General features: G+C 46.1%; 23 protein-coding genes and 1 pseudogene. 16 read left to right on the top strand and 8 right to left on the bottom strand.

All coding sequences use genetic code 11. From position 1 onward, the window contains the following. The first annotated feature begins 6 nt into the window (after window positions 1-6). From atpB to glmU, 9 genes are all read left to right on the top strand, one after another. Window positions 7-819: a F0F1 ATP synthase subunit A gene (gene atpB, locus VPNCDNU1_RS00890; protein WP_104398606.1), complete on the top strand. Its 813-nt coding sequence runs from the start codon at window positions 7-9 to the stop codon at window positions 817-819. Between the two features lie 51 nt (window positions 820-870). After that, window positions 871-1,128, top strand: a complete 258-nt coding sequence (gene atpE / locus VPNCDNU1_RS00885) for a F0F1 ATP synthase subunit C (RefSeq protein WP_004411110.1) — start codon at window positions 871-873, stop codon at window positions 1,126-1,128. 71 nt (window positions 1,129-1,199) lie between these two features. Then, window positions 1,200-1,670 carry a F0F1 ATP synthase subunit B gene (atpF, locus tag VPNCDNU1_RS00880; RefSeq protein WP_104398605.1) on the top strand — a complete coding sequence of 157 codons (471 nt, stop codon included), beginning with the start codon at window positions 1,200-1,202 and terminating at the stop codon, window positions 1,668-1,670. 15 nt (window positions 1,671-1,685) lie between these two features. After that, window positions 1,686-2,219 carry a F0F1 ATP synthase subunit delta gene (gene atpH / locus VPNCDNU1_RS00875; protein WP_104398604.1) on the top strand — a complete coding sequence of 178 codons (534 nt, stop codon included), beginning with the start codon at window positions 1,686-1,688 and terminating at the stop codon, window positions 2,217-2,219. A gap of 13 nt (window positions 2,220-2,232) precedes the next feature. Next, complete coding sequence (gene atpA / locus VPNCDNU1_RS00870; protein WP_104398603.1) at window positions 2,233-3,774, top strand: F0F1 ATP synthase subunit alpha; 1,542 nt, start codon at window positions 2,233-2,235, stop codon at window positions 3,772-3,774. 50 nt (window positions 3,775-3,824) lie between these two features. Next, a complete protein-coding gene (gene atpG / locus VPNCDNU1_RS00865; RefSeq protein WP_101114846.1) occupies window positions 3,825-4,691 on the top strand; it encodes a F0F1 ATP synthase subunit gamma in 867 nt (288 codons plus the stop codon). Between the two features lie 34 nt (window positions 4,692-4,725). Then, window positions 4,726-6,129, top strand: coding sequence for a F0F1 ATP synthase subunit beta (atpD, locus tag VPNCDNU1_RS00860; protein ID WP_104398602.1), 1,404 nt, complete (start codon window positions 4,726-4,728; stop codon window positions 6,127-6,129). A gap of 18 nt (window positions 6,130-6,147) precedes the next feature. Further along, window positions 6,148-6,570, top strand: a complete 423-nt coding sequence (locus VPNCDNU1_RS00855) for a F0F1 ATP synthase subunit epsilon (RefSeq protein ID WP_101114842.1) — start codon at window positions 6,148-6,150, stop codon at window positions 6,568-6,570. A 225-nt stretch (window positions 6,571-6,795) separates the two neighbouring features. Next, on the top strand, window positions 6,796-8,157 hold the full coding sequence (gene glmU, locus VPNCDNU1_RS00850; RefSeq protein WP_104398601.1) for a bifunctional UDP-N-acetylglucosamine diphosphorylase/glucosamine-1-phosphate N-acetyltransferase GlmU: 1,362 nt from the start codon (window positions 6,796-6,798) through the stop codon (window positions 8,155-8,157). A gap of 86 nt (window positions 8,158-8,243) precedes the next feature. On the opposite strand, the gene VPNCDNU1_RS00845 is transcribed toward glmU, so the two are convergent. After that, window positions 8,244-8,987: an amino acid ABC transporter permease gene (locus VPNCDNU1_RS00845; protein ID WP_104398600.1), complete on the bottom strand. Its 744-nt coding sequence runs from the start codon at window positions 8,985-8,987 to the stop codon at window positions 8,244-8,246. 102 nt (window positions 8,988-9,089) lie between these two features. Here VPNCDNU1_RS00845 and VPNCDNU1_RS00840 point away from each other — a divergent pair, with 102 nt between their 5' ends. After that, on the top strand, window positions 9,090-9,863 hold the full coding sequence (locus tag VPNCDNU1_RS00840) for a transporter substrate-binding domain-containing protein (RefSeq protein ID WP_104398599.1): 774 nt from the start codon (window positions 9,090-9,092) through the stop codon (window positions 9,861-9,863). Window positions 9,864-9,923: 60 nt separating this feature from the next. Here the strand turns inward: VPNCDNU1_RS00840 and punC are convergent, their stop codons facing one another. After that, the gene (gene punC / locus VPNCDNU1_RS00835; protein ID WP_104398598.1) at window positions 9,924-11,126 is read right to left on the bottom strand and encodes a purine nucleoside transporter PunC; all 1,203 of its coding nucleotides are present in this window, start codon (window positions 11,124-11,126) and stop codon (window positions 9,924-9,926) included. Between the two features lie 137 nt (window positions 11,127-11,263). Here punC and punR point away from each other — a divergent pair, with 137 nt between their 5' ends. After that, window positions 11,264-12,175, top strand: coding sequence for a DNA-binding transcriptional activator PunR (punR, locus tag VPNCDNU1_RS00830; RefSeq protein WP_104398597.1), 912 nt, complete (start codon window positions 11,264-11,266; stop codon window positions 12,173-12,175). Window positions 12,176-12,203: 28 nt separating this feature from the next. Here the strand turns inward: punR and ilvA are convergent, their stop codons facing one another. Genes ilvA through ilvG form a run of 5 tightly spaced genes read right to left on the bottom strand, consistent with a single transcriptional unit; the run spans window position 12,204 to window position 18,501 of the window. Beyond that, window positions 12,204-13,733, bottom strand: coding sequence for a threonine ammonia-lyase, biosynthetic (gene ilvA / locus VPNCDNU1_RS00825; RefSeq protein ID WP_104398596.1), 1,530 nt, complete (start codon window positions 13,731-13,733; stop codon window positions 12,204-12,206). A gap of 3 nt (window positions 13,734-13,736) precedes the next feature. Beyond that, window positions 13,737-15,578: a dihydroxy-acid dehydratase gene (gene ilvD, locus VPNCDNU1_RS00820; RefSeq protein ID WP_104398595.1), complete on the bottom strand. Its 1,842-nt coding sequence runs from the start codon at window positions 15,576-15,578 to the stop codon at window positions 13,737-13,739. Between the two features lie 11 nt (window positions 15,579-15,589). Next, on the bottom strand, window positions 15,590-16,555 hold the full coding sequence (gene ilvE, locus VPNCDNU1_RS00815) for a branched-chain-amino-acid transaminase (RefSeq protein WP_104398594.1): 966 nt from the start codon (window positions 16,553-16,555) through the stop codon (window positions 15,590-15,592). A gap of 15 nt (window positions 16,556-16,570) precedes the next feature. Then, on the bottom strand, window positions 16,571-16,855 hold the full coding sequence (gene ilvM / locus VPNCDNU1_RS00810) for an acetolactate synthase 2 small subunit (RefSeq protein ID WP_104398593.1): 285 nt from the start codon (window positions 16,853-16,855) through the stop codon (window positions 16,571-16,573). After that, entirely contained in the window at window positions 16,855-18,501 is a 1,647-nt protein-coding gene (gene ilvG, locus VPNCDNU1_RS00805; protein WP_104398592.1) for an acetolactate synthase 2 catalytic subunit, read from the bottom strand. Before ilvG ends, ilvM begins: the two co-directional genes overlap by 1 nt. A gap of 459 nt (window positions 18,502-18,960) precedes the next feature. Between ilvG and VPNCDNU1_RS00800 the strand changes: the two are divergent. The 3 genes and pseudogenes from VPNCDNU1_RS00800 to VPNCDNU1_RS00790 form a co-directional block, all read left to right on the top strand. Next, window positions 18,961-19,809 (top strand): annotated as a pseudogene (locus VPNCDNU1_RS00800) (YifB family Mg chelatase-like AAA ATPase); the annotation flags it as partial. Between the two features lie 746 nt (window positions 19,810-20,555). Then, the gene (locus tag VPNCDNU1_RS00795) at window positions 20,556-23,183 is read left to right on the top strand and encodes an S-type pyocin domain-containing protein (RefSeq protein ID WP_104398591.1); all 2,628 of its coding nucleotides are present in this window, start codon (window positions 20,556-20,558) and stop codon (window positions 23,181-23,183) included. Beyond that, on the top strand, window positions 23,180-23,701 hold the full coding sequence (locus VPNCDNU1_RS00790) for an ankyrin repeat domain-containing protein (protein WP_104398590.1): 522 nt from the start codon (window positions 23,180-23,182) through the stop codon (window positions 23,699-23,701). The genes VPNCDNU1_RS00795 and VPNCDNU1_RS00790 overlap by 4 nt, the downstream gene beginning before the upstream one ends. Window positions 23,702-23,720: 19 nt before the next feature. On the opposite strand, the gene VPNCDNU1_RS00785 is transcribed toward VPNCDNU1_RS00790, so the two are convergent. Beyond that, a complete protein-coding gene (locus tag VPNCDNU1_RS00785; RefSeq protein ID WP_104398589.1) occupies window positions 23,721-24,296 on the bottom strand; it encodes a recombinase family protein in 576 nt (191 codons plus the stop codon). A gap of 496 nt (window positions 24,297-24,792) precedes the next feature. Between VPNCDNU1_RS00785 and VPNCDNU1_RS00780 the strand changes: the two genes are divergently transcribed. Together VPNCDNU1_RS00780 and VPNCDNU1_RS00775 are read left to right on the top strand one after the other, a co-directional pair. Further along, complete coding sequence (locus VPNCDNU1_RS00780) at window positions 24,793-25,182, top strand: hypothetical protein (protein ID WP_104398588.1); 390 nt, start codon at window positions 24,793-24,795, stop codon at window positions 25,180-25,182. Window position 25,183: 1 nt separating this feature from the next. Beyond that, window positions 25,184-25,606: a hypothetical protein gene (locus tag VPNCDNU1_RS00775; protein ID WP_104398587.1), complete on the top strand. Its 423-nt coding sequence runs from the start codon at window positions 25,184-25,186 to the stop codon at window positions 25,604-25,606. Window positions 25,607-25,640: the final 34 nt, after the last annotated feature.

Here is a 25,640-nt window from a genome sequence, read left to right as displayed (position 1 = left end):
CGAGTTATGGCTGCGCCAGGCGAAGCGTTAACACCTTCTGGTTACATTGCTCACCACCTTTCTAATCTTTCAACTCACAAGTTGGGATTAGTGGCGGAAGAGACGAGTTTCTGGAATGTACATATCGATAGCCTGTTCTTTTCATGGTTTACTGGTTTAATTTTCCTCGGAGTATTTTACGCAGTAGCTAGAAAAGCGACAGCAGGTGTACCAGGGAAGCTGCAGTGTTTTGTTGAAATGATCGTAGAATTTGTCGCCGAAAACGTCAAAGATACGTTCCATGGACGCAACCCTCTGATAGCACCTTTGGCACTGACTATCTTTTGTTGGGTATTCCTAATGAACTTGATGGACTTAGTTCCAATCGATTTCCTTCCTTACCCAGCAGAGCATTGGCTCGGTATTCCTTACTTGAAAGTAGTACCATCTGCTGATGTTAATATCACCATGGCTATGGCAATAGGCGTATTCGCTCTGATGATTTATTACAGCATCAAAGTGAAAGGTCTAGGTGGGTTTGCAAAAGAACTGGCTTTACACCCGTTTAATCACTGGACCATGATTCCATTCAACCTTCTAATTGAAGTGGTATCGCTACTGGCGAAACCTCTATCTCTTGGTATGCGTTTGTTTGGTAACATGTTCGCTGGTGAGGTTGTATTCATTCTTTGTGCCGCAATGCTACCATGGTATCTACAATGGATGGGTTCACTACCGTGGGCTATTTTCCATATTCTGGTAATCACGATTCAAGCATTCGTGTTCATGATGTTGACTATTGTCTACATGTCCATGGCACACGAAGACAATGATCATTAAAATTTTTTATTCTAAGTAGTTTTAGTTAATCGCTATATATTGGAGATAGTAATGGAAACTGTATTAAGCTTCTCAGCAATCGCAGTAGCAATCATCGTAGGTCTATGTGCAGTTGGTACTGCAATTGGCTTCGCAATTCTGGGTGGTAAGTTCCTTGAAGGTGCAGCACGTCAACCTGAAATGGCGCCAATGCTTCAAGTTAAGATGTTCATCATCGCTGGTCTATTGGATGCGGTTCCAATGATCGGTATCGTAATCGCGCTGCTATTCACTTTCGCAAACCCATTCGTTGGTCAATTAGCTGGTTAATCATTGGTTTTGAGCGACAAGCACTAGCTTGTCACTGATTAACACTAAGTCTAATAAGAGGGGTAGCTGTTGTGAATATGAACGCAACTCTGCTAGGTCAAGCAATCTCGTTCGCACTGTTTGTGTGGTTCTGCATGAAGTATGTATGGCCGCCAATTATGCAAGCGATCGAAGAACGTCAGAAGAAACTTACTGACGGTCTACAAGCGGCTGAACGTGCTGCTAAAGACTTGGATCTAGCACAAGCCAATGCTTCTGATCAACTTAAAGAAGCTAAGCGCACAGCAACTGAGATCATCGACCAAGCGAACAAGCGTAAGACTCAAATTCTGGATGAAGCTCGTGAAGATGCTTTGGCTGAACGCCATAAAATCTTGACTCAAGCAGAAGCAGAAGTTGAAGCGGAACGCAACCGCGCGCGCGATGACCTGCGCAAACAAGTTGCTACTCTGGCTGTAGCTGGTGCTGAGAAGATCTTAGAGCGCTCTATCGATGATGCAGCGCACAAGGATATTCTTGACAACATTACTGCAAAACTTTAATGCAAGGGGCAGCATATGTCTGATTTGACTACAATCGCACGCCCCTATGCTAAAGCAGCTTTTGACTTTGCTGTTGAGAAAGACGCACTGGACCAATGGGGACAGATGCTGACTTTCGCAGCGGAAGTCGCAAAAAATGATGATGTTGCTGACTTGCTAGACGGGTCAATGACAGCTGAAAAGCTTTCTGAGCTTTTTATCGCGATTTGCGGCGAACAGTTTGATGAATACGGCCAAAACCTAATTAAGGTATTGGCTCAGAATGGTCGCTTAAAGGCCCTTCCTGAAGTCTGCAGTGGTTACTTTGCTCTTAAACGAGAGCATGAGAAAGAAATCGAAGTTGATGTTATTGCAGCAACCGATCTTTCTGAAGAACAACAAGCAGAAATCAGCAGCAAACTTGAAAAACGCCTAGAGCGCAAAGTAAAGCTGAATTGCAGCATAGATGAGACCCTACTTGGTGGGGTTATAATTCGAGCCGGAGACCTAGTCATTGATAACTCAGCGCGTGGACGTTTGAACCGCCTGAGCGATGCATTGCAGTCTTGATGGGGATTGGAGCATGCAACTTAATTCCACGGAAATAAGCGAACTGATCAAACAGCGTATTGAATCTTTCAACGTTGTAAGTGAAGCTCGTAATGAAGGTACTATCGTATCGGTAAGCGACGGTATCATTCGCATTCACGGCCTAGCGGACGTGATGCAAGGTGAAATGATTGAATTACCGGGTGGTCGTTATGCACTCGCACTTAACCTTGAGCGTGACTCGGTTGGTGCAGTTGTAATGGGCCCATATGCCGACCTTAAGGAAGGCATGAAAGTAACAGGTACTGGTCGTATTCTTGAAGTACCAGTTGGTCCTGAACTACTAGGTCGTGTTGTAAACACACTTGGTGAGCCAATTGATGGTAAAGGTCCAATTGAAGCGAAACTGTCTTCTCCTGTAGAAGTTATCGCACCAGGCGTAATCGACCGTAAATCGGTTGATCAACCTGTACAAACTGGTTACAAATCTGTTGACTCAATGATCCCAATCGGTCGTGGTCAGCGTGAGCTTGTTATCGGCGACCGTCAGACTGGTAAAACAGCGATGGCGATTGACTCGATCATTAACCAGAAAGATTCAGGTATTTTCTCTATCTACGTAGCTATCGGTCAAAAAGCATCGACTATCGCTAACGTAGTTCGCAAACTAGAAGAGCACGGCGCGCTAGCTAACACTATCGTTGTTGTTGCATCAGCTTCTGAATCAGCGGCGCTACAATACTTAGCACCATACGCTGGTTGTGCGATGGGTGAATACTTCCGCGATCGCGGTGAAGATGCACTGATTGTTTATGATGATCTATCTAAGCAAGCTGTCGCTTACCGTCAAATCTCTCTATTGCTTAAGCGTCCACCTGGTCGTGAAGCGTTCCCTGGTGATGTTTTCTACCTTCACTCACGTCTACTAGAGCGTGCAGCTCGTGTAAGCGAAGAGTACGTAGAGAAGTTCACTAACGGTGAAGTGAAAGGCAAGACTGGTTCTTTGACTGCTCTACCTATCATCGAAACGCAAGCAGGTGATGTATCTGCCTTCGTACCGACGAACGTAATCTCGATTACTGATGGTCAGATCTTCCTACAAACTGAACTGTTCAACGCGGGCGTACGTCCAGCGGTTGACCCAGGTATTTCAGTATCTCGTGTAGGTGGTTCAGCGCAAACTAAAATCATCAAGAAACTGTCAGGTGGTATTCGTACCGCTCTTGCACAGTACCGTGAACTTGCAGCGTTTGCTCAGTTCTCGTCTGACCTTGATGAAGCGACTAAGAAGCAGCTAGATCACGGTCAAAAAGTTACAGAACTGATGAAGCAGAAGCAATACGCTCCTATGTCTGTATTTGACCAAGCACTAGTTATCTTCGCGGCAGAGCGCGGTTATCTTGAAGATATCGCTCTTGATAAGCTTGCTGATTTTGAATCAGCTCTACTGTCGTATGCTCGCAGTCAATACGCTGATCTTGTAAAAGAGATCGATGCAACGGGTGCTTACAACAATGACATCGAAGCGCAGCTTAAGAAGTTAGCGGACGATTTCAAGGCAACCCAGACTTGGTAATTGGTCGGTGGCCGTAAGGTCACCTATTACCATAAACGGAGAGTAATACGATGGCCGGCGCAAAAGAGATACGTAATAAAATCGGTAGTGTTAAAAGCACGCAGAAAATTACGAAAGCGATGGAAATGGTAGCGGCTTCTAAGATGCGACGTTCACAAGACGCGCGTCAAGCTTCTCGTCCATATGCTGAAACAATGCGTAAAGTGATCGGTCATGTGGCGAACGGTAGCCTTGAGTATAAGCATCCTTATCTTGAGGAACGTGAAGCCAAACGTGTTGGTTACATCATCGTTTCTACCGACCGTGGTCTGTGTGGTGGTTTGAACATTAACTTGTTCAAGAAAGCGACATTAGACATGAAAGAATGGTCGGATAAAGGCGCAGACGTTGAACTGGCGATTGTTGGTTCGAAAGCGACAGCGTTCTTTAACAACAGCGGCGCAAAAGTAGCAGCTCAAGTTTCTGGTCTGGGCGATAGCCCAAGTCTTGAAGACTTGATCGGTTCAGTAAGCGTGATGTTGAAGAAGTATGATGAAGGCGAGTTGGATCGTCTGTATGTAGTGTACAACCACTTTGTAAACACTATGGTACAAGAACCAACGATCGATCAATTACTGCCTCTGCCAAAATCGGACAGCGAAGAGATGCAGCGCGAACATGCTTGGGACTACATTTATGAGCCTGAGCCAAAACCACTTCTAGATACTCTATTGATTCGCTACGTTGAATCACAAGTGTACCAGGGTGTGGTCGAGAATCTTGCTTGTGAGCAAGCGGCTCGAATGATCGCAATGAAAGCTGCAACTGACAACGCAACCAACCTGATTGAAGATCTAGAGCTTGTGTACAACAAGGCGCGTCAAGCGGCTATCACACAAGAACTGTCGGAAATCGTTGGTGGTGCTGCCGCGGTTTAAGCATAGGTAAAACTAATAAGTTAGAGGATTAACGATGGCTACAGGTAAGATCGTACAGATCATCGGTGCGGTAGTCGACGTAGAGTTCCCACAGAGCGAAGTACCAAGTGTATATGATGCTCTGAACGTTGTTGAAGCAAAAGAGCGTCTCGTTCTTGAAGTTCAACAGCAGCTAGGCGGTGGCGTTATTCGCGCAATCGTTATGGGTAGCTCTGATGGTTTACGTCGTGGACTGACAGTGGAAAACACTGGCGCTCCAATCTCAGTACCAGTAGGTACTAAGACTCTTGGTCGTATCATGAACGTTCTAGGTGACGCGATTGATGAGTGTGGTGAAATCGGTGCAGAAGAGCACTATGCAATTCACCGCCAAGCACCAAGTTACGAAGAGCAATCTAACGAAACTGCTCTACTAGAGACAGGTGTTAAAGTAATCGACTTGGTTTGTCCATTCGCTAAGGGTGGTAAAATCGGTCTGTTTGGTGGTGCAGGTGTAGGTAAGACCGTTAACATGATGGAACTTATCAACAACATCGCGCTTCAACACTCTGGTCTATCAGTATTTGCTGGTGTAGGTGAGCGTACTCGTGAAGGTAACGACTTCTACCACGAGATGCAGGAAGCGGGCGTTGTAAACGTTGAGAATCCTGAAGAATCTAAGGTAGCAATGGTTTACGGTCAGATGAACGAGCCACCAGGTAACCGTCTACGTGTTGCACTGACTGGTCTAACAATGGCAGAGCGTTTCCGTGACGAAGGTCGTGACGTACTGTTGTTCGTTGATAACATCTACCGTTATACACTAGCAGGTACTGAAGTATCAGCACTTCTAGGTCGTATGCCATCTGCGGTAGGTTACCAGCCAACACTTGCTGAAGAAATGGGTGTTCTACAGGAACGTATCACGTCAACGAAAGCAGGTTCTATCACCTCTGTTCAGGCGGTATACGTACCTGCGGATGACTTGACTGACCCATCTCCAGCAACAACGTTTGCTCACTTGGATGCAACGGTTGTACTTAACCGTAACATCGCAGCTATGGGTCTATACCCTGCGATCGACCCATTGGATTCGACGTCACGTCAGCTTGATCCATTGGTTGTTGGTCAAGAGCACTACGACATTGCTCGTGGCGTTCAGTCGACACTTCAGCGCTATAAAGAGCTGAAAGACATCATCGCTATCCTAGGTATGGATGAGCTTTCTGAAGAAGATAAGCAAATCGTATCTCGTGCGCGTAAGATTGAGCGTTTCCTAACTCAGCCTTACCACGTAGCTGAAGTATTTACAGGCGACCCAGGTGTATACGTACCTCTGAAAGAAACCCTACGTGGTTTCAAAGGTCTGCTATCTGGTGAATACGATGACATTCCAGAGCAATCGTTCATGTACTGCGGTACTATCGATGATGCTATCGAGAATGCGAAGAAGCTATAAGGCTATTTAGGAGGCGATATGGCAGCAATGACCTTTCACTTGGATGTTGTAAGTGCAGAGAAAAGACTTTTCTCAGGACTTGTTGAGACATTTCAGGTGACCGGTAGCGAAGGTGAGCTAGGAATTTATCCTGGGCATACACCGCTGCTGACCGCTATTACGCCTGGAATGGTGCGTATTGTGAAGCAACACGGTCACGAAGAGGTGATTTACATCTCTGGTGGCATGATGGAAGTTCAGCCTGGTACAGCGACTGTATTGGCTGACACAGCTATCCGTGGTGAAGATCTAGACGCAGCTAAGGCAGAAGAAGCCAAGCGCAAGGCTGAGGAGAATATCCATAATCAGCATGGCGACATGGACTTTGCACAAGCGGCCAGTGAGCTGGCTAAAGCCATTGCTCAGCTTCGAGTAATCGAACTGACCAAAAAAGTACGCTAATCATTAGCGCAGCGATTAAGGCGACCTTAGGGTCGCCTTTGTTTTTTCTGGCTTTAATTCCTGATTAATTCAACCTATTTCATTACCGCCTTAAGCGCTGTTGTCCTACTTTTGTTAAACCAAGTCATCATTTGGCATGAAAACCACTCTGAATCTTTAACTCTTCGGCTAATTCAAGCTAAAATCTACCACTTAAACGACAACGTCTTTTAGGAACCACTATTTATGAAATTCAGCGCGGTTATCCTCGCTGCGGGTAAAGGCACTCGCATGTATTCTAATAAGCCTAAAGTGCTACATACACTAGCAGGCAAGCCAATGGCAAAACACGTTATTGATACCTGCAATGGACTGGGTGCTCAAAATATTCACCTTGTTTATGGACACGGTGGTGATCAAATGAAAGCGTCGTTGTCGCAAGAGCCAGTCAATTGGGTGCTGCAAGCTGAGCAGTTAGGTACAGGGCATGCGGTCAATCAAGCGTCATCTGAGTTTGCCGATGATGAGAAAATACTGGTGTTGTACGGAGACGTTCCACTTATTTCTTCTCAAACGGTTGAAAACCTATTAGAAGCACAGCCTCACGGTGGTATTGCCTTGTTAACCGTGGTGTTAGACAACCCGATGGGCTACGGGCGTATTGTGCGTAAAAATGGTCCAGTAGTGGCGATTGTTGAGCAAAAAGACGCGACGGAAGAACAAAAGCTGATCAAAGAAATCAATACTGGTGTTATGGTGGCGACGGGCGGTGATCTGAAACGTTGGTTAGCGAATCTTAAGAACGAAAATGCGCAAGGCGAGTATTACCTGACGGACGTTATTGCTGCAGCTCACGATGAAGGTCGTGCAGTAGAAGCGGTTCATCCAGCGAATCCAATCGAAGTAGAAGGTGTGAATGATCGCGCTCAATTAGCCAAGCTTGAACGAGCATACCAGCGTATGAATGCACATACGTTGCTTGAGCAAGGTGTTATGTTGCGTGACCCAGAGCGATTTGATCTTCGTGGCACACTACAGTGTGGAATGGACGTTGAAATTGATACCAACGTGATCATCGAAGGTAATGTTAGCTTGGGTGATAATGTGGTTATCGGTACTGGCTGTGTACTGAAAGATTGTGAGATTGATGACAATACCATCGTTCGCCCTTACAGCGTAATTGAAGGTGCGACTGTGGGCGAAGAGTGTACTGTTGGTCCATTCACCCGCCTTCGACCTGGTGCTGAGCTTCGTAACGATGCTCATGTTGGCAACTTTGTTGAAGTGAAAAATGCACGCTTGGGTGAAGGCTCTAAAGCAAATCACCTTACGTATTTGGGTGATGCTGAAATCGGTCAACGCACCAATATTGGTGCTGGTGCGATTACGTGTAACTACGACGGTGCAAATAAATTCAAAACCATCATTGGCGATGACGTTTTTGTTGGGTCAGACAGCCAGCTCATCGCGCCTGTAACAGTAGCGAATGGTGCAACGATTGGTGCAGGAACAACATTAACAAAAGATGTCGACGAGGGTGAGTTAGTCATCACTCGCGCGAAAGAGCGCAAGATCGCTGACTGGCAACGACCAGTTAAAATCAAATAAGCGTGATAGCGTTTTAATTCGATAAGCATTAAGAAGGCTGACGGTTATGTCAGCCTTTTTTGTATCTGTATTCAACCCTAAAAGAGCTAGTTACTTGGAATAGCAATACGTTTTTCTAGCCACCTAACGCATTGGGAAACAAATAGGATCAGTATTAAGTATTCGAGTACCAAAAAGGTATAGATCTCGAGTGGTAAGTATTCGTTGACGACCAATTCGTTGGCTCGACGAGTTAAGTCACTCAAACCAATAACACTGACCAAGGATGACATTTTCAAAATATAGACAAATTGGTTACCCAACGGAGGGAGTATTTGTCTTAAGGCTTGTGGCAATATGACCAGTCTCATTTTCTGCCAGTAATTTAACCCCAGCGATTCTGCCGCTTCATGCTGGCCTTTTGCAATAGCTTGGATACCACCACGAAATACCTCTGCCATAAAGGCACTCTCAGCGATAGTAAGTGCTATCACCCCTGCTGCAAAATAGTCGAGCGAGACATCCATAAGTGTAGGCAAACCGTAATAAACCCACAGCAACAGTACTAACACGGGGATGGAACGGATACTTTCAACGTATATTCGATTCACTGCTCGAAGCGATTTACGTTCACTCAAAGCTGGTAACGCTACGATTAACCCCAATAACATTGCGAGCAGCATGCTGATTAAAGAGATGTATATCGTATCCTCAAATCCAGCTATGAGGAATTTGAGGTTGATAAGACCTTGATCGGTCGTGGGGTCTAAAACGTACCAACCCCATTCATAGTCACTGCACCCTGATAGGAGGAATACGGACAAAGCAACAAAAAGCGAAGACAAGCGCACAATATTTATAACCAAACGCTAAAAAATGTTTAAAGATATTGCTATGTTATCAGTGTTGTCATGAGAAAACGTTGTTTTTTCGAACATTAAAAAGGAATTAAAATGAAAAAGTGGTTAATTGGTTTTAGTGTATTGCTGTTGGGATTGGCGCAAGCTCAGGCGGCTAGCCGCTTGCATGAAATATTGGATGCGGGTGTACTTCGTGTGGGCACGACTGGAGATTGGAACCCCATGACGATGAAAAATCCAGCAGATAACAGTTACAGAGGCTTTGATATTGATGTCACTACAGAACTGGCGAAAGATCTGGGTGTGAAAGCGGAATACGTCGCAACCGATTGGAAAACATTGGTTAATGGTGTAACTGCGAATAAATACGATATTACAGGTAGTGCATCACTTAATATGTCGCGTGCTAAAGTGGCTGGGTACAGTCAACCGTATTTTTATCTAGCTTTTGTCCCTGTGGTTCAGAAAAAAGATTTAGCTAAATTTTCTGATTGGAGCGATTTCAATCAATCAGATATCCGAGTTGCTGCGACGCTAGGTACCGTTCAGGAAAAAATGGTGAAAGATTTCTTCCCTGATGCAAAGCACGTTGTCATCGAAGCGCCTGCTCGTGATTTCCAAGAATTATTGGCTCGCCGTGCAGATGTATCTGTCACGTCAAACGTAGAAGCGGCGACCTTGGTTGAAAAGTTTAAGCAACTCGCGATAGTGCCAGTTGAAAAGCCACGCCGTCCAACCCCGATTTCTATGTTGCTACCGCAAGATGACCAAGTGTGGATCAACTACGTTAATCACTGGGTAGAGTTAAAGAAAACACAGGGCTTCTTTAAGCAAACAGCTGAAAAGTGGGGTTTGAAAAGCCTTTGATTGACACAACTCGATAGTAAAAATGGAGCGAAAGGAGCGTTATGCTCCTTTCTTTTTGCCTTAATCTTCTCTCGCAACTCGCGAATTATCTGGCAGTGTGAAATGCCTAGCGGCTTTTTCATGCGAGACAAAATAGCCCAGCCAAAGTCCAGCTAAGCAAATGATGATGGCTATTCCCGTAACCTTTAACGCATCGCTTGCAAGCCATGCAACCAACGCACTAGCTAATCCACTGATGCAAATTTGTAAGCTATTTTGTAACCCCGCAGCTGTTGCTGGGCTTTGTTTCGCACTTGATAATGCTCGGTTTACAACTATTGGGTAAAGAGCACCATTCGCTACAGCGATAAAACAAAAGGGTATCAGTAGCGGGTAGATGGTCGTCAGAGCCCATTGTGTTGCGGCAAACACCAACATGGAGGATACGCTGAACAAAGCCAGTAGCTGTTTTAACACTCGCTCATCACCATATAGACCCACAAAGCGTTTCCCTAAATACCCACCCAACATAAATGCGATGGTTTGAGGGATGAAACTCATGCCAATATCTTTCGCGTCGTAGCCAAGTTTTGCCATTATTTCGGGCATGCCAGTAAGGTAGGCAAAAAAAGCCGCTGAAGCAGTGGCAAACATCATCACATTACCTAGATAAACCCGAGAGTGCATGAGAGCAGAAATGTCTGCTTTTACGCTGGTGGATTTATGTGGGGCGTTGGACTCTTTTTGTGCGAGTGTCATGAATGCTAATACGACACCCATTAGCGTTAGTGCAATAAAGATACTGCGCCATCCTATGTTGTTCAGTAGCAACACGCCAAGCTGTGGTGCTAAAGCTGGTGATAGCGCAACCAAGGGCATAATGGTTGAAAAAATTTGTTGGCTTACTTTCTTTGAATGTTGACTAATGACCATGGCTTGCCAAATGACTGCTGGTGCACAAACTCCAATCGCTTGAATAAATCTAAGGCTTAGTAATTGCCAAATTTCTTTAGTAAAAACGAGTCCCATCGACGCGGCAGAAAAAATCAGCAGCCCCATAACCAGTGTTTTCCTGTGACCAAATTTATCGCTGGCTAATCCCCAAACTAGCTGACCGACAGCCAAGCCACCTAGGAATATAGATAAAGAAAGAGCGATGGATTCGGGACCTGTCGTTAGATCTTGCTCCATTGCCTTGAATGCGGGTAGGTACATATCGGTAGCAATAAAACCGAGCATCGATAAGCATGCAAGATAAAAGAGTTGATATTTAGTTATGTTCATCAATTTTCCGTTTAAAATTTTTGATGGTTTAAAAGCGATCCACTGGTCGCCTTCTTTGATTAAATTATTCTATTTTTGGATATAGGAAACGATAAGCGCTATATTTTGTAGTTATCAATCAAAAATTTTGAAAGCAAATGTTCTCAAAACAATCTTTAGAAATGTTGGATACGGTTGCAAGAATGGGCAGCTTTACCGCGGCGGCAGCGCGTCTACATAAAGTGCCGTCTGCGGTGAGTTATGGTGTCAGGCAGATCGAGCAAGATTTGGGCGTGCTGTTGTTTCGTCGATTGCCCAGAAAAGTAGAACTGACCCCTGCAGGTGAAACGTTTATTCAGCACGCAAGGCAGATGCTGCGAGAAATGGAAGAGGTCCGCGCTCAAACGCGTCGTGCAGCATTGGGGTGGCATCAAACATTGAAGGTTACCCTCGATAACGTCGTCAAACTCGACAAATTAAAGCCGATGATTGAAGATTTTTACCAGACTTTCGATTTTGCTGAATTACAAATCAACATGGAAGTGTTTAACGGATCTTGGGAAGCGATTTCGCAAGAGCGGACAGATATCGTACTTGGTGCTACGGCTGCGGTGCCTGTTGGAGGCGATTTTGGTATTCGTTCTATGGGGGATTTAGAGTGGGTCTTCGTTATGTCGCCAGCGCACCCTTGCGTTTTAGAACCCGTCCTAAATGAAGATACCGTAAGTCCATACCCTGCGATTTGTCTCGATGATACGTCCATAACGCTACCTAAGCGGCACAACTGGCATTACAAAGAGCAACGGCGCATATTACTGCCTAATTGGTTCAGCGCCATAGAGTGTTTAAAAAATGGTGTTGGGGTAGGGTATATGCCTAAACACATCGCACAAGGGTACTTGGAGCGTGGGGAGCTTTACTCAAGAGAACTACTGACGGTAGAACACAGACCAATGAGTGCTTGTTGTATGGTTTGGCGTCAGAGTGAAGAGCACCGATTACGTGACTGGATGATTAATTATCTAGGTGCTTCAGAAAAACTGCACCAAGACTGGATTGCAAGCGGATAGAAAAACGGGGCTTTCGCCCCGTTTTAAATTACGATAAAAAGAACTGATACGACGGATTATCCGACTCATCCTTGCACTGATAACCTAATTCTCGAAGGTGAGCAGAGAAACGAGTCAGATCCGATTCCTCCAATTCAAACCCACAAAGCACGCGACCGTAATCCGCGCCTTGGTTTCGGTAATTGAAAAGGCTGATGTTCCAGTGGGTGCCTAGCGTACTTAAGAATTTCACAAGTGCCCCCGGATATTCTGGGAATTCAAAACTGTACAATCGCTCTTTCAATGGCTTTGACGGCTTGCCACCAATCATATAGCGGACGTGCAATTTCGCCATTTCATCATCAGATAAATCGACAACAGGGTATCCGCCGTCGCGTAAATCTTGTATGACGCTGTCCAACTCTTGCTGACCATCTTGTAAGCGCAAACCGACAAAGATATTGGCAAGCTGATCATCGTTGTAACGGTAATTAAATTCGGTCACGGCTCTGCCGCCAATCAAGTTACAAAACTCGAAGAAAGCACCTTGGCGCTCAGGTATTGTCACCGCGAGTAAACCCTCGCGCTTTTCACCAAGTTCGCAACGCTCAGAGACATAACGCAAACCATGAAAGTTGGTGTTTGCGCCAGATAACACGGTACCAAGTTGTTTGTCTTTCAACTCATGTTGTTCGGCAAACTTTTTCAAACCCGCCAGAGCTAAAGCACCTGAGGGTTCGGCGATAGCACGAGTATCTTCAAAAATGTCTTTCACGGCAGAACAGATTTCGTCACTGGAAACACTGATGTGACCGTCGATGTATTGTTGGCAAAGTCGGAATGTTTCTTCGCCGATACGCTTCACCGCAACACCATCCGCAAACATACTCACTTGATCCAGAACCACTGGCTCACCCGCATCCAATGCTGCTTTTAGGCACGCAGATTCTTCAGGCTCGACAGCGATGACTTTGATTTCTGGCATCAATTGTTTGACCAATACCGCTACGCCCGCAGCTAAACCGCCTCCGCCAACAGGCACAAAGATGTAGTCTAGGTGACCATTTTGTTGCAGCATCTCCATACCAATCGTGCCTTGACCTGCAATCACCATAGGGTGATCAAAGGGGGGCACAAAAGTATAACCATGTTCAGCAGACAATCTTTCTGCTTCGGCTTTGGCTTCATCAAAGTTATTGCCGTGAAGTACCACATTTCCACCAAACCCTCGAACCGCATCGACTTTGATATCTGGTGTGGTCTTGGGCATCACGATGGTAGTTTGAATGCCTAATTTGGTACCCGACAGTGCCATGCCTTGAGCGTGATTACCGGCAGAAGCCGCAATGACGCCCGATGCTTTTTGCTGATCAGTTAGGCTCGCGACCATGTTGTAAGCGCCACGTAGCTTAAATGAATGAACAGGCTGGCGATCTTCTCGTTTTATTTGAATTTGATTACCAATGCGCGCAGAGAGCCGAGGCATCTCTTGAAAGGGAGACACCATTGCCACTTCATAAACAGGAGCGCGCAAGATTTGGCGCAGATATTCTGCGCCGGTTTGAGTGGTCAGTGTCATCGGCTAGTCCTCTAACAACGATTTGTCACGAACTGCACCTTTGTCTGCACTGGTCGCCATGCTGCCGTAAGCTTTAAGAGCGAAAGATACTTCACGTTGGCGGTTCGCCGGTTTCCAACCTAGTTCATCTTGTTTCGCACGGCGCGTAGCCAATTCGTCTTCAGATACGTCTAGGGTGATAGAGCGGCTTGGGATATCAATGGTAATGATGTCGCCATTTTGTACCAAACCAATGGTGCCGCCACTGGCTGCTTCTGGTGATGTGTGACCGATGGATAAACCAGACGTACCACCAGAGAAGCGACCGTCCGTTAGAAGTGCACAAGATTTGCCTAAGCCCATCGACTTCAAGTAAGTGGTTGGGTAAAGCATTTCCTGCATACCTGGTCCGCCTTTTGGTCCTTCATAACGAATAACAACGACTTCACCTGCTTTTACTTTTCCACCCAAAATACCTTCTACTGCGGTATCTTGGCTCTCAAATACGACAGCTGGTCCTTGGAATTTCAGATTATCTTCGTCAACGCCCGCTGTTTTGACTATGCAGCCATCTTCAGCGATATTGCCCGAAAGTACCGCTAATCCACCTTCTTGGCTAAAGGCATTTTCTTTGGTGCGGATACAGCCGTTTTCACGGTCATCATCCAAGCGATCCCAACGACAATCTTGAGAAAACGCTTTTGTGGTACGAATACCAGCAGGTCCGGCACGGAAGAATTTTAGAACATCTTCATTTTCTGTTTGGATGATGTCGTATTCTGCAAGCTGTTCTTGCATAGATAAACCCAGAACGGTACGAGTATCGCTGTTTAGTAATCCTGCGCGATCGAGTTCACCAAGAATGGCCATTACACCACCAGCGCGGTGAACGTCTTCCATGTGATATTTTGGCGTGGATGGTGCCACTTTACATAGGTGTGGGACACGTCGAGACATTTCATCAATGTCTTTCATATCAAAATCGATTTCACCTTCTTGAGCCGCAGCCAATAGGTGCAATACAGTGTTACTTGAACCACCCATAGCAATATCCAGTGCCATGGCATTTTCAAACGCGGCGCGGTTTGCGATGTTTCTTGGAAGCGCCGTCTCGTCGTCTTTTTCGTAGTAGCGACGAGTAAGCTCAACCACTCGCTTACCGGCATTGATGAACAGTTCCTCACGATCAGCGTGAGTGGCTAGCATGGAACCATTACCCGGTTGAGAAAGACCAAGTGCTTCTGTTAGACAGTTCATCGAGTTCGCGGTGAACATACCGGAACACGAACCGCAAGTTGGGCACGCTGAACGCTCTACCTGCTGGCTTTGTTCATCGGATACCGTTGGATCGGCACCTTGGATCATCGCATCAACTAGATCGAGTTTGATCAACTGATCTGAAAGCTTGGTTTTACCGGCTTCCATTGGTCCACCAGAAACAAAGATCACTGGAATGTTTAGACGCATTGACGCCATCAACATTCCCGGTGTGATTTTGTCACAGTTCGAGATACATACCATCGCATCTGCACAGTGCGCGTTTACCATGTACTCAACAGAATCGGCGATCAGTTCACGGGAAGGCAGTGAATAAAGCATACCACCGTGACCCATGGCGATACCATCATCAACGGCGATGGTGTTAAATTCTTTGGCGATGCCGCCCGCTTTTTCGATTTCTCCTGCCACCAGTTGACCCATGTCTTTTAGGTGAACGTGTCCAGGTACAAACTGTGTGAATGAGTTCACTACAGCAATGATTGGTTTACCGAAATCTTCTTCTTTTACACCTGTTGCACGCCATAAAGCGCGAGCACCAGCCATATTTCTACCGTGTGTTGTTGTTGCTGATCTGTATATTGGCATTGTTTTATTCCTTACTTCGCTGGTGCACTTTGTGTTGATTCGGCATCTTGAGGATACACATAATCTAACCAACCCCACTTGTCCTCTGTGGTGCCATTAAACAAGCCAAAATAGGCGTCTTGCAGTACTTTAGTGATAGGGCCGCGTTTACCGTTGCCCACTTCAATTTTATCTATGGTTGCAACAGGAACGATTTCTGCTGCTGTGCCTGTCATGAAAACTTCATCGGCTAGATACAAGGCTTCACGGGCAATATTGGTTTCGCGTACTTCGTAGCCTCTGTCTTTGGCTAGAGTCATGATAGAGTCGCGAGTGATACCCGGTAGAATGGCGCTAGTGGCTGGTGGAGTCATTAGAACACCGTCTTTAATGACAAAGATATTTTCACCAGCACCTTCCGATAGATACCCATCTACGCTTAGAGCAATGCCTTCGTCGTAACCGTGGCGACGAGCTTCTCCGCCTACGAGGAGAGAAGATAAATAGTTGCCCCCAGCTTTAGCTGCCGTCGGAATCGTGTTTGGTGCAGCACGGTTCCAGCTTGAAATCATCGCATCAACGCCACTTTCCAATGCTTCTTCACCTAAATAAGAACCCCAAGGGAATGCCGCAATGATCACTTCCATTTCTGTTCCTTCAGGTGGGCATACCCCTAAACCGACATTACCAACAAAACCTAATGGGCGGATATACGCGTTGTCCAATTTGTTTTGACGTAATGTTTCACGGGTGGCTTCCATGATTTCTTCGACAGTATATGGAATCGGGAAGCGATAGATTTTGGCAGAATCTTTTAAGCGTTTAGCGTGCTCTAAGTGACGGAATACGATAGGACCTTTCGGGGTGTTGTAGCAACGTACCCCTTCAAATACTGACGTACCGTAGTGCATAGCGTGGGTCAAAACGTGAACGTTCGCTTCACCCCATGGAACCATTTCACCATTAAACCAGATGTAATCGGCTGTTCTTGCTGTCATGTTCGCGTTCCTTCCTTATGCACACACTTTTTGTTGTAAGTTATTATTGGGGAGTTCGTTCGTTTCGATCTCAGTGACATCGACAGAGCGAATGTCCCACAATTTTTCGATCTGGCTGACCAACATAGAAATGGGGCGATCACTGTCAACGATGATCTCAACACTGGCCACTTTACTTTCATGGTTTTGAGTGGCAGCGACTTGGCGAATAATGAAACCGCGATGGCGTACAACGCGAAGAACACGTTCCAGCAACACGGGTTTATCGTCGGCTTTGATATCTAATAAATAGCGTTGCATCAGGTGTTCTCCAGCATGTCATTGTTCGAAGCACCAGGTGGTACTAATGGCCACACGTTTTGCTCTTCATCAATCAATACATGAAGCAGGTACGACGTTTTGCTCTCTAGCATTTCTTTCAGCGCTGGCTCAACCTCTTCCTTACGCGTGATTTGTTTGCCCGGAATACCAAACGCTTGTGCCAGCATTATGAAATCTGGGTTGTCATCTAAAATGGTTTCACTGTGCCTGCCATCAAAGAACAAAGACTGCCATTGACGAACCATGCCCAAACGCTGGTTGTCGAGCAGTACCATTTTTACTGGAATCTGGCGGCGCTTTAGTGTCCCCAACTCTTGCACATTCATCATGAACGAACCATCTCCTGATATAAGGATAGATTGGTCGTTAGGACGTGCAACCGCTGCGCCCATTGCTGCAGGCAAACCAAAGCCCATGGTGCCAAGACCGGCAGAGCTGATGAAATTCTGAGGTTCACGAGGTTGAATGTGCTGCGCAGCCCACATTTGGTGTTGACCGACATCCGTAGAAACAATCGATGAATCCGGCATCATGTCAGAGAGTTGCTTCAGCAAGAGCGGCGCAAAAATTGGGTCACCCGGATGGTCATAACGCCATTTAAAGCCACTTCTTAGGCTTTCGCTGTGATGAACCCAAGGGGAAATATCTTGTGAAAGCTCTAACTGAGGAAGTATCACGTTGATGTCGCCGCGTATTGAGGCGTTTGCCGTTCTCAGCTTATTGAACTCAGCGGCATCGATGTCAATGTGAATAACTTTGGCGTGCGGGGCAAAAGTATCGAGTTTTCCTGTCACGCGGTCATCAAAGCGAGCACCCACAACGATCAGTAGGTCAGATTCTTGAACCACTAAATTCGCCGCTTTCGTACCATGCATCCCTAACATACCTAGGTAATGAGGGTCATGGCGCTCAACAGTACCCAAACCTTTCAGTGTACTAACAGAAGGCATTGGGTTAATTCTTAAAAATTCACGTACTGACTCGGTCGCATTAGCAAGCTGTACACCACCACCCACATACAAAACTGGGCGCGTTGCTTGTGAAAGCAATTCTTGAGCTTGTGATATGGCTTCTGTGCTGGCAACTGGGATGGCTGGTGGTTCAAAATGAGGCAGTATTTCAGTTGGTGCTTGAGCTAACTGCACATCTTTAGCAATATCGACAATGACTGGGCCTGGACGGCCACTTTTCGCCACTTCAAAAGCTTCAGCAAGAGTGGGAGCGAGATCATTGATGTCTGTAACGAGGTAACTGTGCTTAGTACACGCTAAAGACATACCAATGACGTCCATTTCTTGGAAGGCATCGGTACCGATATGAGAGCTGGCAACCTGACCTGTGATGGCAACCAATGGAACGGAATCGAGAAATGCATCCGCGAGTCCAGTGACTAGGTTGGTTGCGCCTGGTCCAGATGTGGCCATACAGACAGCGACATCTTGAGTTGAACGAGCCATACCAATGGCTGCCATAGCAGCACCTTGTTCATGGCGACATAGGATGTGCTCCACACCACCATCATATAACGCATCATATATTGGCATGATTGCCCCGCCAGGGTAGCCAAATATTGTCTTAATACCTTCTTGCTGCAAAGCCGCAACAACTAATTCAGCACCTGTCATAGTTGTTCTCCTGCGATTTGCGAGGGATGAAACGGCTTCATCCCTTTATTGCCATTGCACATCGTGTGCTCCCATTTCTTCCTGTATTAACCTAATTGTGTTCGGTTAATCATGTCTTAAGTTATAAAAAAACCCCCGAGCTTCTCAGCGCGGGGGTTTTTGCTATTCTGTGGTTACTTCCTACCCACAATCCCCCGCGCGGTCCTAATAATGACCACGATAATCAGGGCAACGAGTGCGTTAATGCGAGTAGTTAAATTCATTAATTCTAATTATTCAAAAGTTGTGAAATTGTTTGCGTTTCTAGTGGTAACACACTCTTTGGTTACATGACAAGGGAAAAGTAAGACTTTTTTCACATTTATCGCGTACGGAAAAAAGCTATAAAGTGAATAATTATTTAAAAATTAGATAGTTATAAAATTATCACTGTGTATAAATAATAGGCAAGGATGCAACATGGCTTTAGCAATTATTCACAGCCGCGCGTGTGTAGGAGTGGAAGCTCCAGAGGTGACGGTTGAAGTGCATATCAGTAATGGTATGCCTGGTTTTACTTTGGTGGGCTTGCCTGAAACAACGGTGAAAGAGTCGCGTGATAGAGTGCGCAGCGCCATTATCAACTCTGGCTTCGAGTTTCCTGCCAAGCGCATAACGGTGAATCTGGCTCCGGCAGATTTACCAAAAGAAGGTGGGCGCTTCGACTTACCTATTGCGCTCGGGATCTTGGCGGCATCAGAACAAATCGCCATCACTAAGCTTGGGCAAATAGAGTTTATTGGCGAACTCGCTTTATCGGGCGAATTGAGATCAGTTAAAGGCGTGTTACCAGCCGCGTTAGCGGCTAATAAGAATAATCGCTGTTTAGTAGTACCGGATACCAATGGCGATCAAGCCGCATTGGTTGGGGCAAATACACATAAATCAGCAGCCAATTTATTGGATGTATGCGCTGATTTATGTGGTCAGAAATCCCTTTCTCTATTCCAGACCCCCGAACTCACAGTTACACAAGAGTCGTCTCGTTGTTTGCAAGACATTATTGGGCAGCAGCAAGGAAAACGTGCGCTAGAGATAGCTGCAGCAGGTAATCATAACCTTTTGTTCCTTGGTCCTCCGGGAACAGGAAAAACCATGCTGGCGTCTCGATTGCGTGATCTATTACCAGATATGGACGAGCAAGAAGCGATGGAAACGGCTTCGGTTGCCTCACTCACCCAGCAAGAAATCAATCAATATAACTGGAAGAAACGGCCTTTTCGTTCCCCTCACCATTCCAGTTCCATGGCAGCGCTGGTTGGCGGCGGCTGTCATTTATATAAATAAATGCGACAAGATTTAATTAGCTGCGACAAACTTCCATATCATTTGAATTCGGGATCAACTAATGATGTTTCCTGATTATTAGCACTGTTTAACACAATACTTGGCGATGCCTCATATAACTCTTGTACAGAATCAAATACACACAAGAGCTTCTAACGTCCCTGTTTGCTTTTTTAGCTATCGAAAGTGCCCATTGTGATTTCATTGAAGTAGATTTTCAGCCCAAACGTCAAAAGAGTGTAATTAGGGGAATAAGCTCCAATGGAATGGAAAATGAGGACTCTTTAGCATGGTTAAAAACAATTGATATAGAGGTTAGAAAATCAATTGTTGTATTTGGTTCAGGGGTTTGAAGCCCAATGGAACGAAAACGTACGCTAACAAACACAAACGTGCCATTTGGGTTGTTCCTGTAGGTGTAGCGGACCGACTTTATAATCCCTTCGACCTGATTTTATCCGTCATTTCCGGACCACAATCATTGACTCTATCGAAAACGGTCGGCTCACATTAAGTGCGAATGAGACCACATTAATTGGCACTGAGACCGACTTTATCCGGTTCGACCCACATTAATTGATTCTATCCAGAGGCTTCATAATAAATAGCCTCACTCACCGCTATCTCCCGTTTGTCATTTTGGGTTAATGTCTCAAACTTAACTCATCATGATGTATAGCAACACGATAAACTGCTGACATAAGAACAAAATAAAAGGATGTCAGTCAGTGGCTTACAAGTCCGTCCAACAAAGTGAACTGATGGCGCACGAATTCGCCCGCGTGGAAGGCGCTTTTCATCACCTTGATGAGAAAGCCCTCAAGGAAGCCATGCCAGCGGGTACAAGGCTTGAGTTGTTCAAAGATCAGCTTCGGCAAGGACACATGGTTTTGCTGACCGATACTCCGGCGGTGCCCCTTCTGGTTCAGGAATCTGGAGGATTAGGGCAGCGCACTTGGGCGGTGAATCCAAAGGCGCAAAGTCTGGTTACTCCTACGGGGCAAAAAGCCTTACTGGCCCGCACACAAATGCGAGGTCGCGCCAGTGGTGTCAGCCAGAACTTACCGCCTCCACCGCCTTTGCACTATGTCCCCGAACCAGCTTTACCAGACAGTACCGAGGAAGCGCCGTCCCTGAAATACGAATACAGCGTTGAGGTGGCAGGCTCACAGGCGTCATTCAGAAAAAACATCGGAGCTCACTTTGTGCTGGCGAAAACCGCAGAAGAAGGCATGCTAGGGCGCTGGATGGACAGCCAAACCGAGCACGGCACTCTGTATACGGTACTGACGGCGTTTAACGAACCCAAAAATCTGCTGGCTCATGTGGCGAACATTCCGATGGGCATCTCGCCTAAACATCCCGTAAAAGTGAGAGCTTTGGGGTCCCGCACCGCCTATGAAGCTTTTATTCCGGTGTCTCCTACGATGCAGGTGGGAGAGCGGTTAGGTCTGCCCACTCAAGGCTATTACTACCATTTTCACCGCCACGCTTTGGTGCAGGAATACCGGATTATCGGTGACGGCAATTGGGGTTATTACGCCACCGCTTCTCAGCCTCATCAACTCAACACGGAAAGAGGTTACAACACCGACCAGACCGCGATTTTGGTGTATTGGAAGTTGGGCGGGAAAGTGTGTGATAACCAGCATCTCGTTTACTTGCCTCGCCCCATCACCCTAGAGGAGCTGTCGAACGTTAACGAAGACTGGCTGCTTACTCATGGGGTGAAACTCGATATCAACCAGCTTCTGGCAACCCAGAGTCACGCCATCGTTGAGCGAGCAAGTACTGATGAGCAGAGCCAAGCCCCGCCCGAGCCGATAAACCACATCGTAGCGCGAGACCCTAATACAGGAGAGCGCGAAAGCTGGATGCAGATTGCGGAGCAATACGGGTTAACACCCAAAGCTCTGCTGGCGTTAAACCCCGCTTATGATGCAAACCCCATGTCACTGGCAGTGGGTCATAGCCTGAACGTGAAAGTGGTCGAAGCGTCCCAAAAAGAATCCCTCTTTGACACGCCCCCAGTCCCTATGGGCACCTACAACCACGCCCTGAATGTGCATTACGACTTTTCAGAACGATTTCTGTCCGGCACCCACATCCAATCCATTAACTCTGAGCGTTTGTTGAGTGATGACATTCCCGTGGTGCGGCTGGCTGACTTTACCCCTAATCGGGTGTTTGCCAAATCCTGCGAGCAACCAGAAGGGTGCATCGATGCCGGAGTGAGTGACGAGCCCATCACCCATTTTGGTCCTTGGGCGTTTTTCTTTGGTCAGGCGCACGCCAACCCCATGGTTGGACGAGCGATTCAAACTCAGCAAGCGATACAAGCCGCACAAACGCAAACCGCTTTGGCAACCTCGGGGGGTATGGTGGGCGACAACCTGAGAGAAAAGCCACTGTCTGAACTCGACAAAGCGGGTATCCAGCTTGAGAAAGTCGCCGGTAACCTGGCAGAGAGTTGGTTAGAAGGCTATCGCCTCAAATCCCCCACCATCGGTGCCCTGTTTATCCTTGGGCAACAGCTCTACGGGGATGACACGCAATACACCGACGATGAACTTAGACAGGAAAAAACCGTACAAAGCCGAGTACGTATTCACCTGACTGACCCTAAAGAAGGTGAATACTACCCCAGCGTTCGCGCTTATCACACAGACGATACCCGCATTCCGGTGCGTTACGCAAGAGAAGAGAACGGGCAGTACTCGGTGATGCTGGAAGGCGACCAACCACTGGTCTGGACACCGATAGACGAAGGTGACCCCAGCTGGCAAACTACCCCAGACCATGACGACGGGTTTGAGCCCGACAGTATTGTGGTCACCCCCATTCCCGATACAGAAAACGCTACGACCACATTGCCCATTCCAGAAGAAGGTGACTGGCGAGACACCGTAGTGGTGTTCCCCGAGTCTACGGGTATTCCACCTTTGTATGTGGTGTATACTCAACAGCCTAGGGATGAGAAGGGGCAGTTTGCATCCACGGGCGAGCCGAAACCCAAACTTGACCGACCGAAGCTGCGAGCCGAGACTAAACGGCAAATTGAGGCGAGCACTGAAAAAAGAGAAGGTCAATTTATTGATGATAAAGGTAATGTGCTAACCGACTGGCAATACGGACATGTGCACGGCAAAGAAAACCGTCGAGTAGTTCGCGCTGCTGAGGAGCTTGGGATGAGTCAGCAAGAGCTGAACGATTTTATGAACAGTCGCCCGGATTATTACCAGATTGAGGATAGGATAACCAACCTCAGTCATGTGAATGAAAAGCCGGGGTATGATGATTTAGATGATATTCAGGACGATATGATTGAGTTTTTAGAAGAGAGGAGTAACCGATGAATTCTATAGATTCACCAAAGTTCAAGCTATTTCAATCTCTTAAACGAGGAAAAATTGAAGAGGCGAGACGTTGGATAAATGACGGATGTGATATTTTAGCGGTCACAGAAAAGGAAAAATGGACTTACTTGCACAAGAGCCTTCAATCAACAAATAAACAAGTACCGCATGAGACCATCCAATTTCTGATTGACCAAGGCTTAGATGTCAACGCCATCGACAGTTATGGCTATACGCCTCTGATGTACGCCGTGCGCCAGCGTAACGTTGAGGGGATGCGCCTTCTGCTGGAAAACGGTGCCGATAAATTGATAGAGCATCGTGACCAGAAAGGTGTCAACGCCCTTAGACTCGCAATTAAGGGAAAGCCGTTTATCTTTGAGGTGGTGAAAACACTTCTTGATGCTAAAGCAGACCCAGATAGCCGAAGTGATGACAACGCTAAGTCGTTCAGGGAAATCGTTAACTTTTTAGATGATATGCCCTCTGACATTATTGAATTGCTTTCCCAATACTAACTCAAAGACTCGACATGCGTTATTCAGAAGCGTCATGTAAATTCGCTACAGCACGAATAGCGCGATAAATAGACGCCTCCCCCAATTGAAATTCTTTCGCGAGTTGGTTAATGGTTGCGCCTTTCTGTCTTCGGTCATATATATCGTGTTTGACGGGCTCAGTCAGTTTTGGCGGTCGCCCAAACGTCACCCCATTTTCTTTGGCTTTCGCAATCCCTTCAGCCTGTCGCTCAGTGCGCAGGTCGTTCTCAAATTCAGCGATTGAAGCCAGCATGTTAAACATTAGTCTGCCTGTTGAGGTACTGGTATCGATGTTTTGGTCGATGACCAGTAGATCGATGCCCTCAACCTTAAAGCGTTTAGCGAGCTGGGCAAGATGGACAACTGAACGAGCAAGGCGATCTAAACGCGTCACGATTAATGTATCGCCTTCGCGCAAGTAGTTCATACAGGATTGAAACTCAGGTCTGTCCGCAGTCCGACCGCTGCGCTTTTCCTGATAAATGCGCTCGCATTTTTCCTGATTCAGTTTCTCTAGCTGAACCGCCAGACTTTGCCCCGTTGAGCTAACTCGTGCGTAACCAATTTTGGACATAATCTATCAAATCTTCTTATAGGTTTTGATTTGATACTTATGATAGTAGTTTTGATAGGTGCTTTACAGCGCTATCACAAAGTATACATTTTGATAGTTTTGATGAATTTTCCGACTGTTCTCATATAGAGTCAATTAAAGTAGGTCGAGCCGGATAAAGTCAGTCTCAGTGTCAATTAATGTGGTCTCATTCCCACTTAATGTGAGCCGACCGTTTTCGATAGAGTCAATGATTGTGGTCCGGAAATGGCGGATAAAAATCAGGTCGAAGGGATTATAAAGTCGGTCCGCTACAACTACTGGCTGTGTCATAACTTAAATGTCATGCCCGATTTTTGTTAGCGTACGTTTTCGTTCCGTTGGGCTTCATACCCCGTTCAAGGCATTGAATACACATTGATTCTTAACACATCACAATTTTCTCCTGTATCGATGCTTAAATGTTTACCGTAGGTATGTTTTTGTGAAATTATATGCTTATTTGGGGGAGGGCTCTATGACATTTTATGAATCCATTTTTGCGCTTGCTTTTGGAGCGGAAGGTGTTTATCAGGGTGCTGAAGAGTCCACGATGCTTGCATTTGCGACTGCGTCAGCGGTATATGGTTTTTTGGTAGTTAGTTTGGACTTTCTCATAGTCAAAACTTTAAATAAAGCAAGTATTTTAGCGCTATCTTATGTTGGTTATAAATCCCTTGGTATGTTTTTAATGTGGGGATTAGGCTCTGGAATAGGTGGTCTATTAGGTGCTGGATTCGGTATTTTCGAAGTTAATCGAACTGCATGCATTTTTGTTGGTGTGGGCTGGCCGTTAATACTTCCAAGGTTATTATCTTCAGCAAACAGCGAACTATCTACTGAAAAAATTGAAATAAGTGGGGTGTAATATGAGGCTATTCAATAGAATGCTTGGACGCTCTAATTTCAATGCTTCAGAGACAATCAGAGATAGCATTTCAACATTTAATAAGTTTGATTTTGATTTGGAAACTCCAGAAAGTACAGGAACTCTTCTGGTTTTTAAAAGTAAGACTCAGCAGTGTTGGTTCGTATTTACAAGTGAGCGGCTTTACTTTGTCGTTGATGATATTGAGCAAGATCTCGTAAAAGTGCTTTGGGCAAGAGATAAAGAGAATATGATCGTTGACGGTAGATTAAGCCTTCACCTAAAAGAGACTGAGCATTCCAGAGAAACAGGAAGATTGTTTTTTGGAAAGATGAACAACAGTATTTTGTTCACCAAAGCACTTTTTGGTGGGGGATCGGTTTCTGGGTTAATCATTGGAATGGCTCAAAGGTTTTTCCTGTGAGGTCGGTAACTTCTGAGTTTTCAGAACCATTGGT

It is taken from the genome of Vibrio penaeicida (assembly GCF_002933855.1).
Lineage (GTDB): Bacteria > Pseudomonadota > Gammaproteobacteria > Enterobacterales > Vibrionaceae > Vibrio > Vibrio penaeicida_A.
This window is presented reverse-complemented; position numbering and strand designations above follow the sequence as displayed.

Bases quoted from the DNA above. Each gene is read 5' to 3' on its own strand.
- atpB (WP_104398606.1), top strand. From the start codon at position 7: ATGGCTGCGCCAGGCGAAGCGTTAACACCTTCTGGTTACATTGCTCAC.
- atpE (WP_004411110.1), top strand. From the start codon at position 871: ATGGAAACTGTATTAAGCTTCTCAGCAATCGCAGTAGCAATCATCGTA.
- atpH (WP_104398604.1), top strand. From the start codon at position 1,686: ATGTCTGATTTGACTACAATCGCACGCCCCTATGCTAAAGCAGCTTTT.
- atpA (WP_104398603.1), top strand. From the start codon at position 2,233: ATGCAACTTAATTCCACGGAAATAAGCGAACTGATCAAACAGCGTATT.
- atpG (WP_101114846.1), top strand. From the start codon at position 3,825: ATGGCCGGCGCAAAAGAGATACGTAATAAAATCGGTAGTGTTAAAAGC.
- atpD (WP_104398602.1), top strand. From the start codon at position 4,726: ATGGCTACAGGTAAGATCGTACAGATCATCGGTGCGGTAGTCGACGTA.
- VPNCDNU1_RS00855 (WP_101114842.1), top strand. From the start codon at position 6,148: ATGGCAGCAATGACCTTTCACTTGGATGTTGTAAGTGCAGAGAAAAGA.
- glmU (WP_104398601.1), top strand. From the start codon at position 6,796: ATGAAATTCAGCGCGGTTATCCTCGCTGCGGGTAAAGGCACTCGCATG.
- VPNCDNU1_RS00840 (WP_104398599.1), top strand. From the start codon at position 9,090: ATGAAAAAGTGGTTAATTGGTTTTAGTGTATTGCTGTTGGGATTGGCG.
- punC (WP_104398598.1), bottom strand. From the start codon at position 11,126: ATGAACATAACTAAATATCAACTCTTTTATCTTGCATGCTTATCGATG.
- punR (WP_104398597.1), top strand. From the start codon at position 11,264: ATGTTCTCAAAACAATCTTTAGAAATGTTGGATACGGTTGCAAGAATG.
- ilvA (WP_104398596.1), bottom strand. From the start codon at position 13,733: ATGACACTGACCACTCAAACCGGCGCAGAATATCTGCGCCAAATCTTG.
- ilvD (WP_104398595.1), bottom strand. From the start codon at position 15,578: ATGCCAATATACAGATCAGCAACAACAACACACGGTAGAAATATGGCT.
- ilvE (WP_104398594.1), bottom strand. From the start codon at position 16,555: ATGACAGCAAGAACAGCCGATTACATCTGGTTTAATGGTGAAATGGTT.
- ilvM (WP_104398593.1), bottom strand. From the start codon at position 16,855: ATGCAACGCTATTTATTAGATATCAAAGCCGACGATAAACCCGTGTTG.
- ilvG (WP_104398592.1), bottom strand. From the start codon at position 18,501: ATGACAGGTGCTGAATTAGTTGTTGCGGCTTTGCAGCAAGAAGGTATT.
- VPNCDNU1_RS00790 (WP_104398590.1), top strand. From the start codon at position 23,180: ATGAATTCTATAGATTCACCAAAGTTCAAGCTATTTCAATCTCTTAAA.
- VPNCDNU1_RS00785 (WP_104398589.1), bottom strand. From the start codon at position 24,296: ATGTCCAAAATTGGTTACGCACGAGTTAGCTCAACGGGGCAAAGTCTG.
- VPNCDNU1_RS00780 (WP_104398588.1), top strand. From the start codon at position 24,793: ATGACATTTTATGAATCCATTTTTGCGCTTGCTTTTGGAGCGGAAGGT.
- VPNCDNU1_RS00775 (WP_104398587.1), top strand. From the start codon at position 25,184: ATGAGGCTATTCAATAGAATGCTTGGACGCTCTAATTTCAATGCTTCA.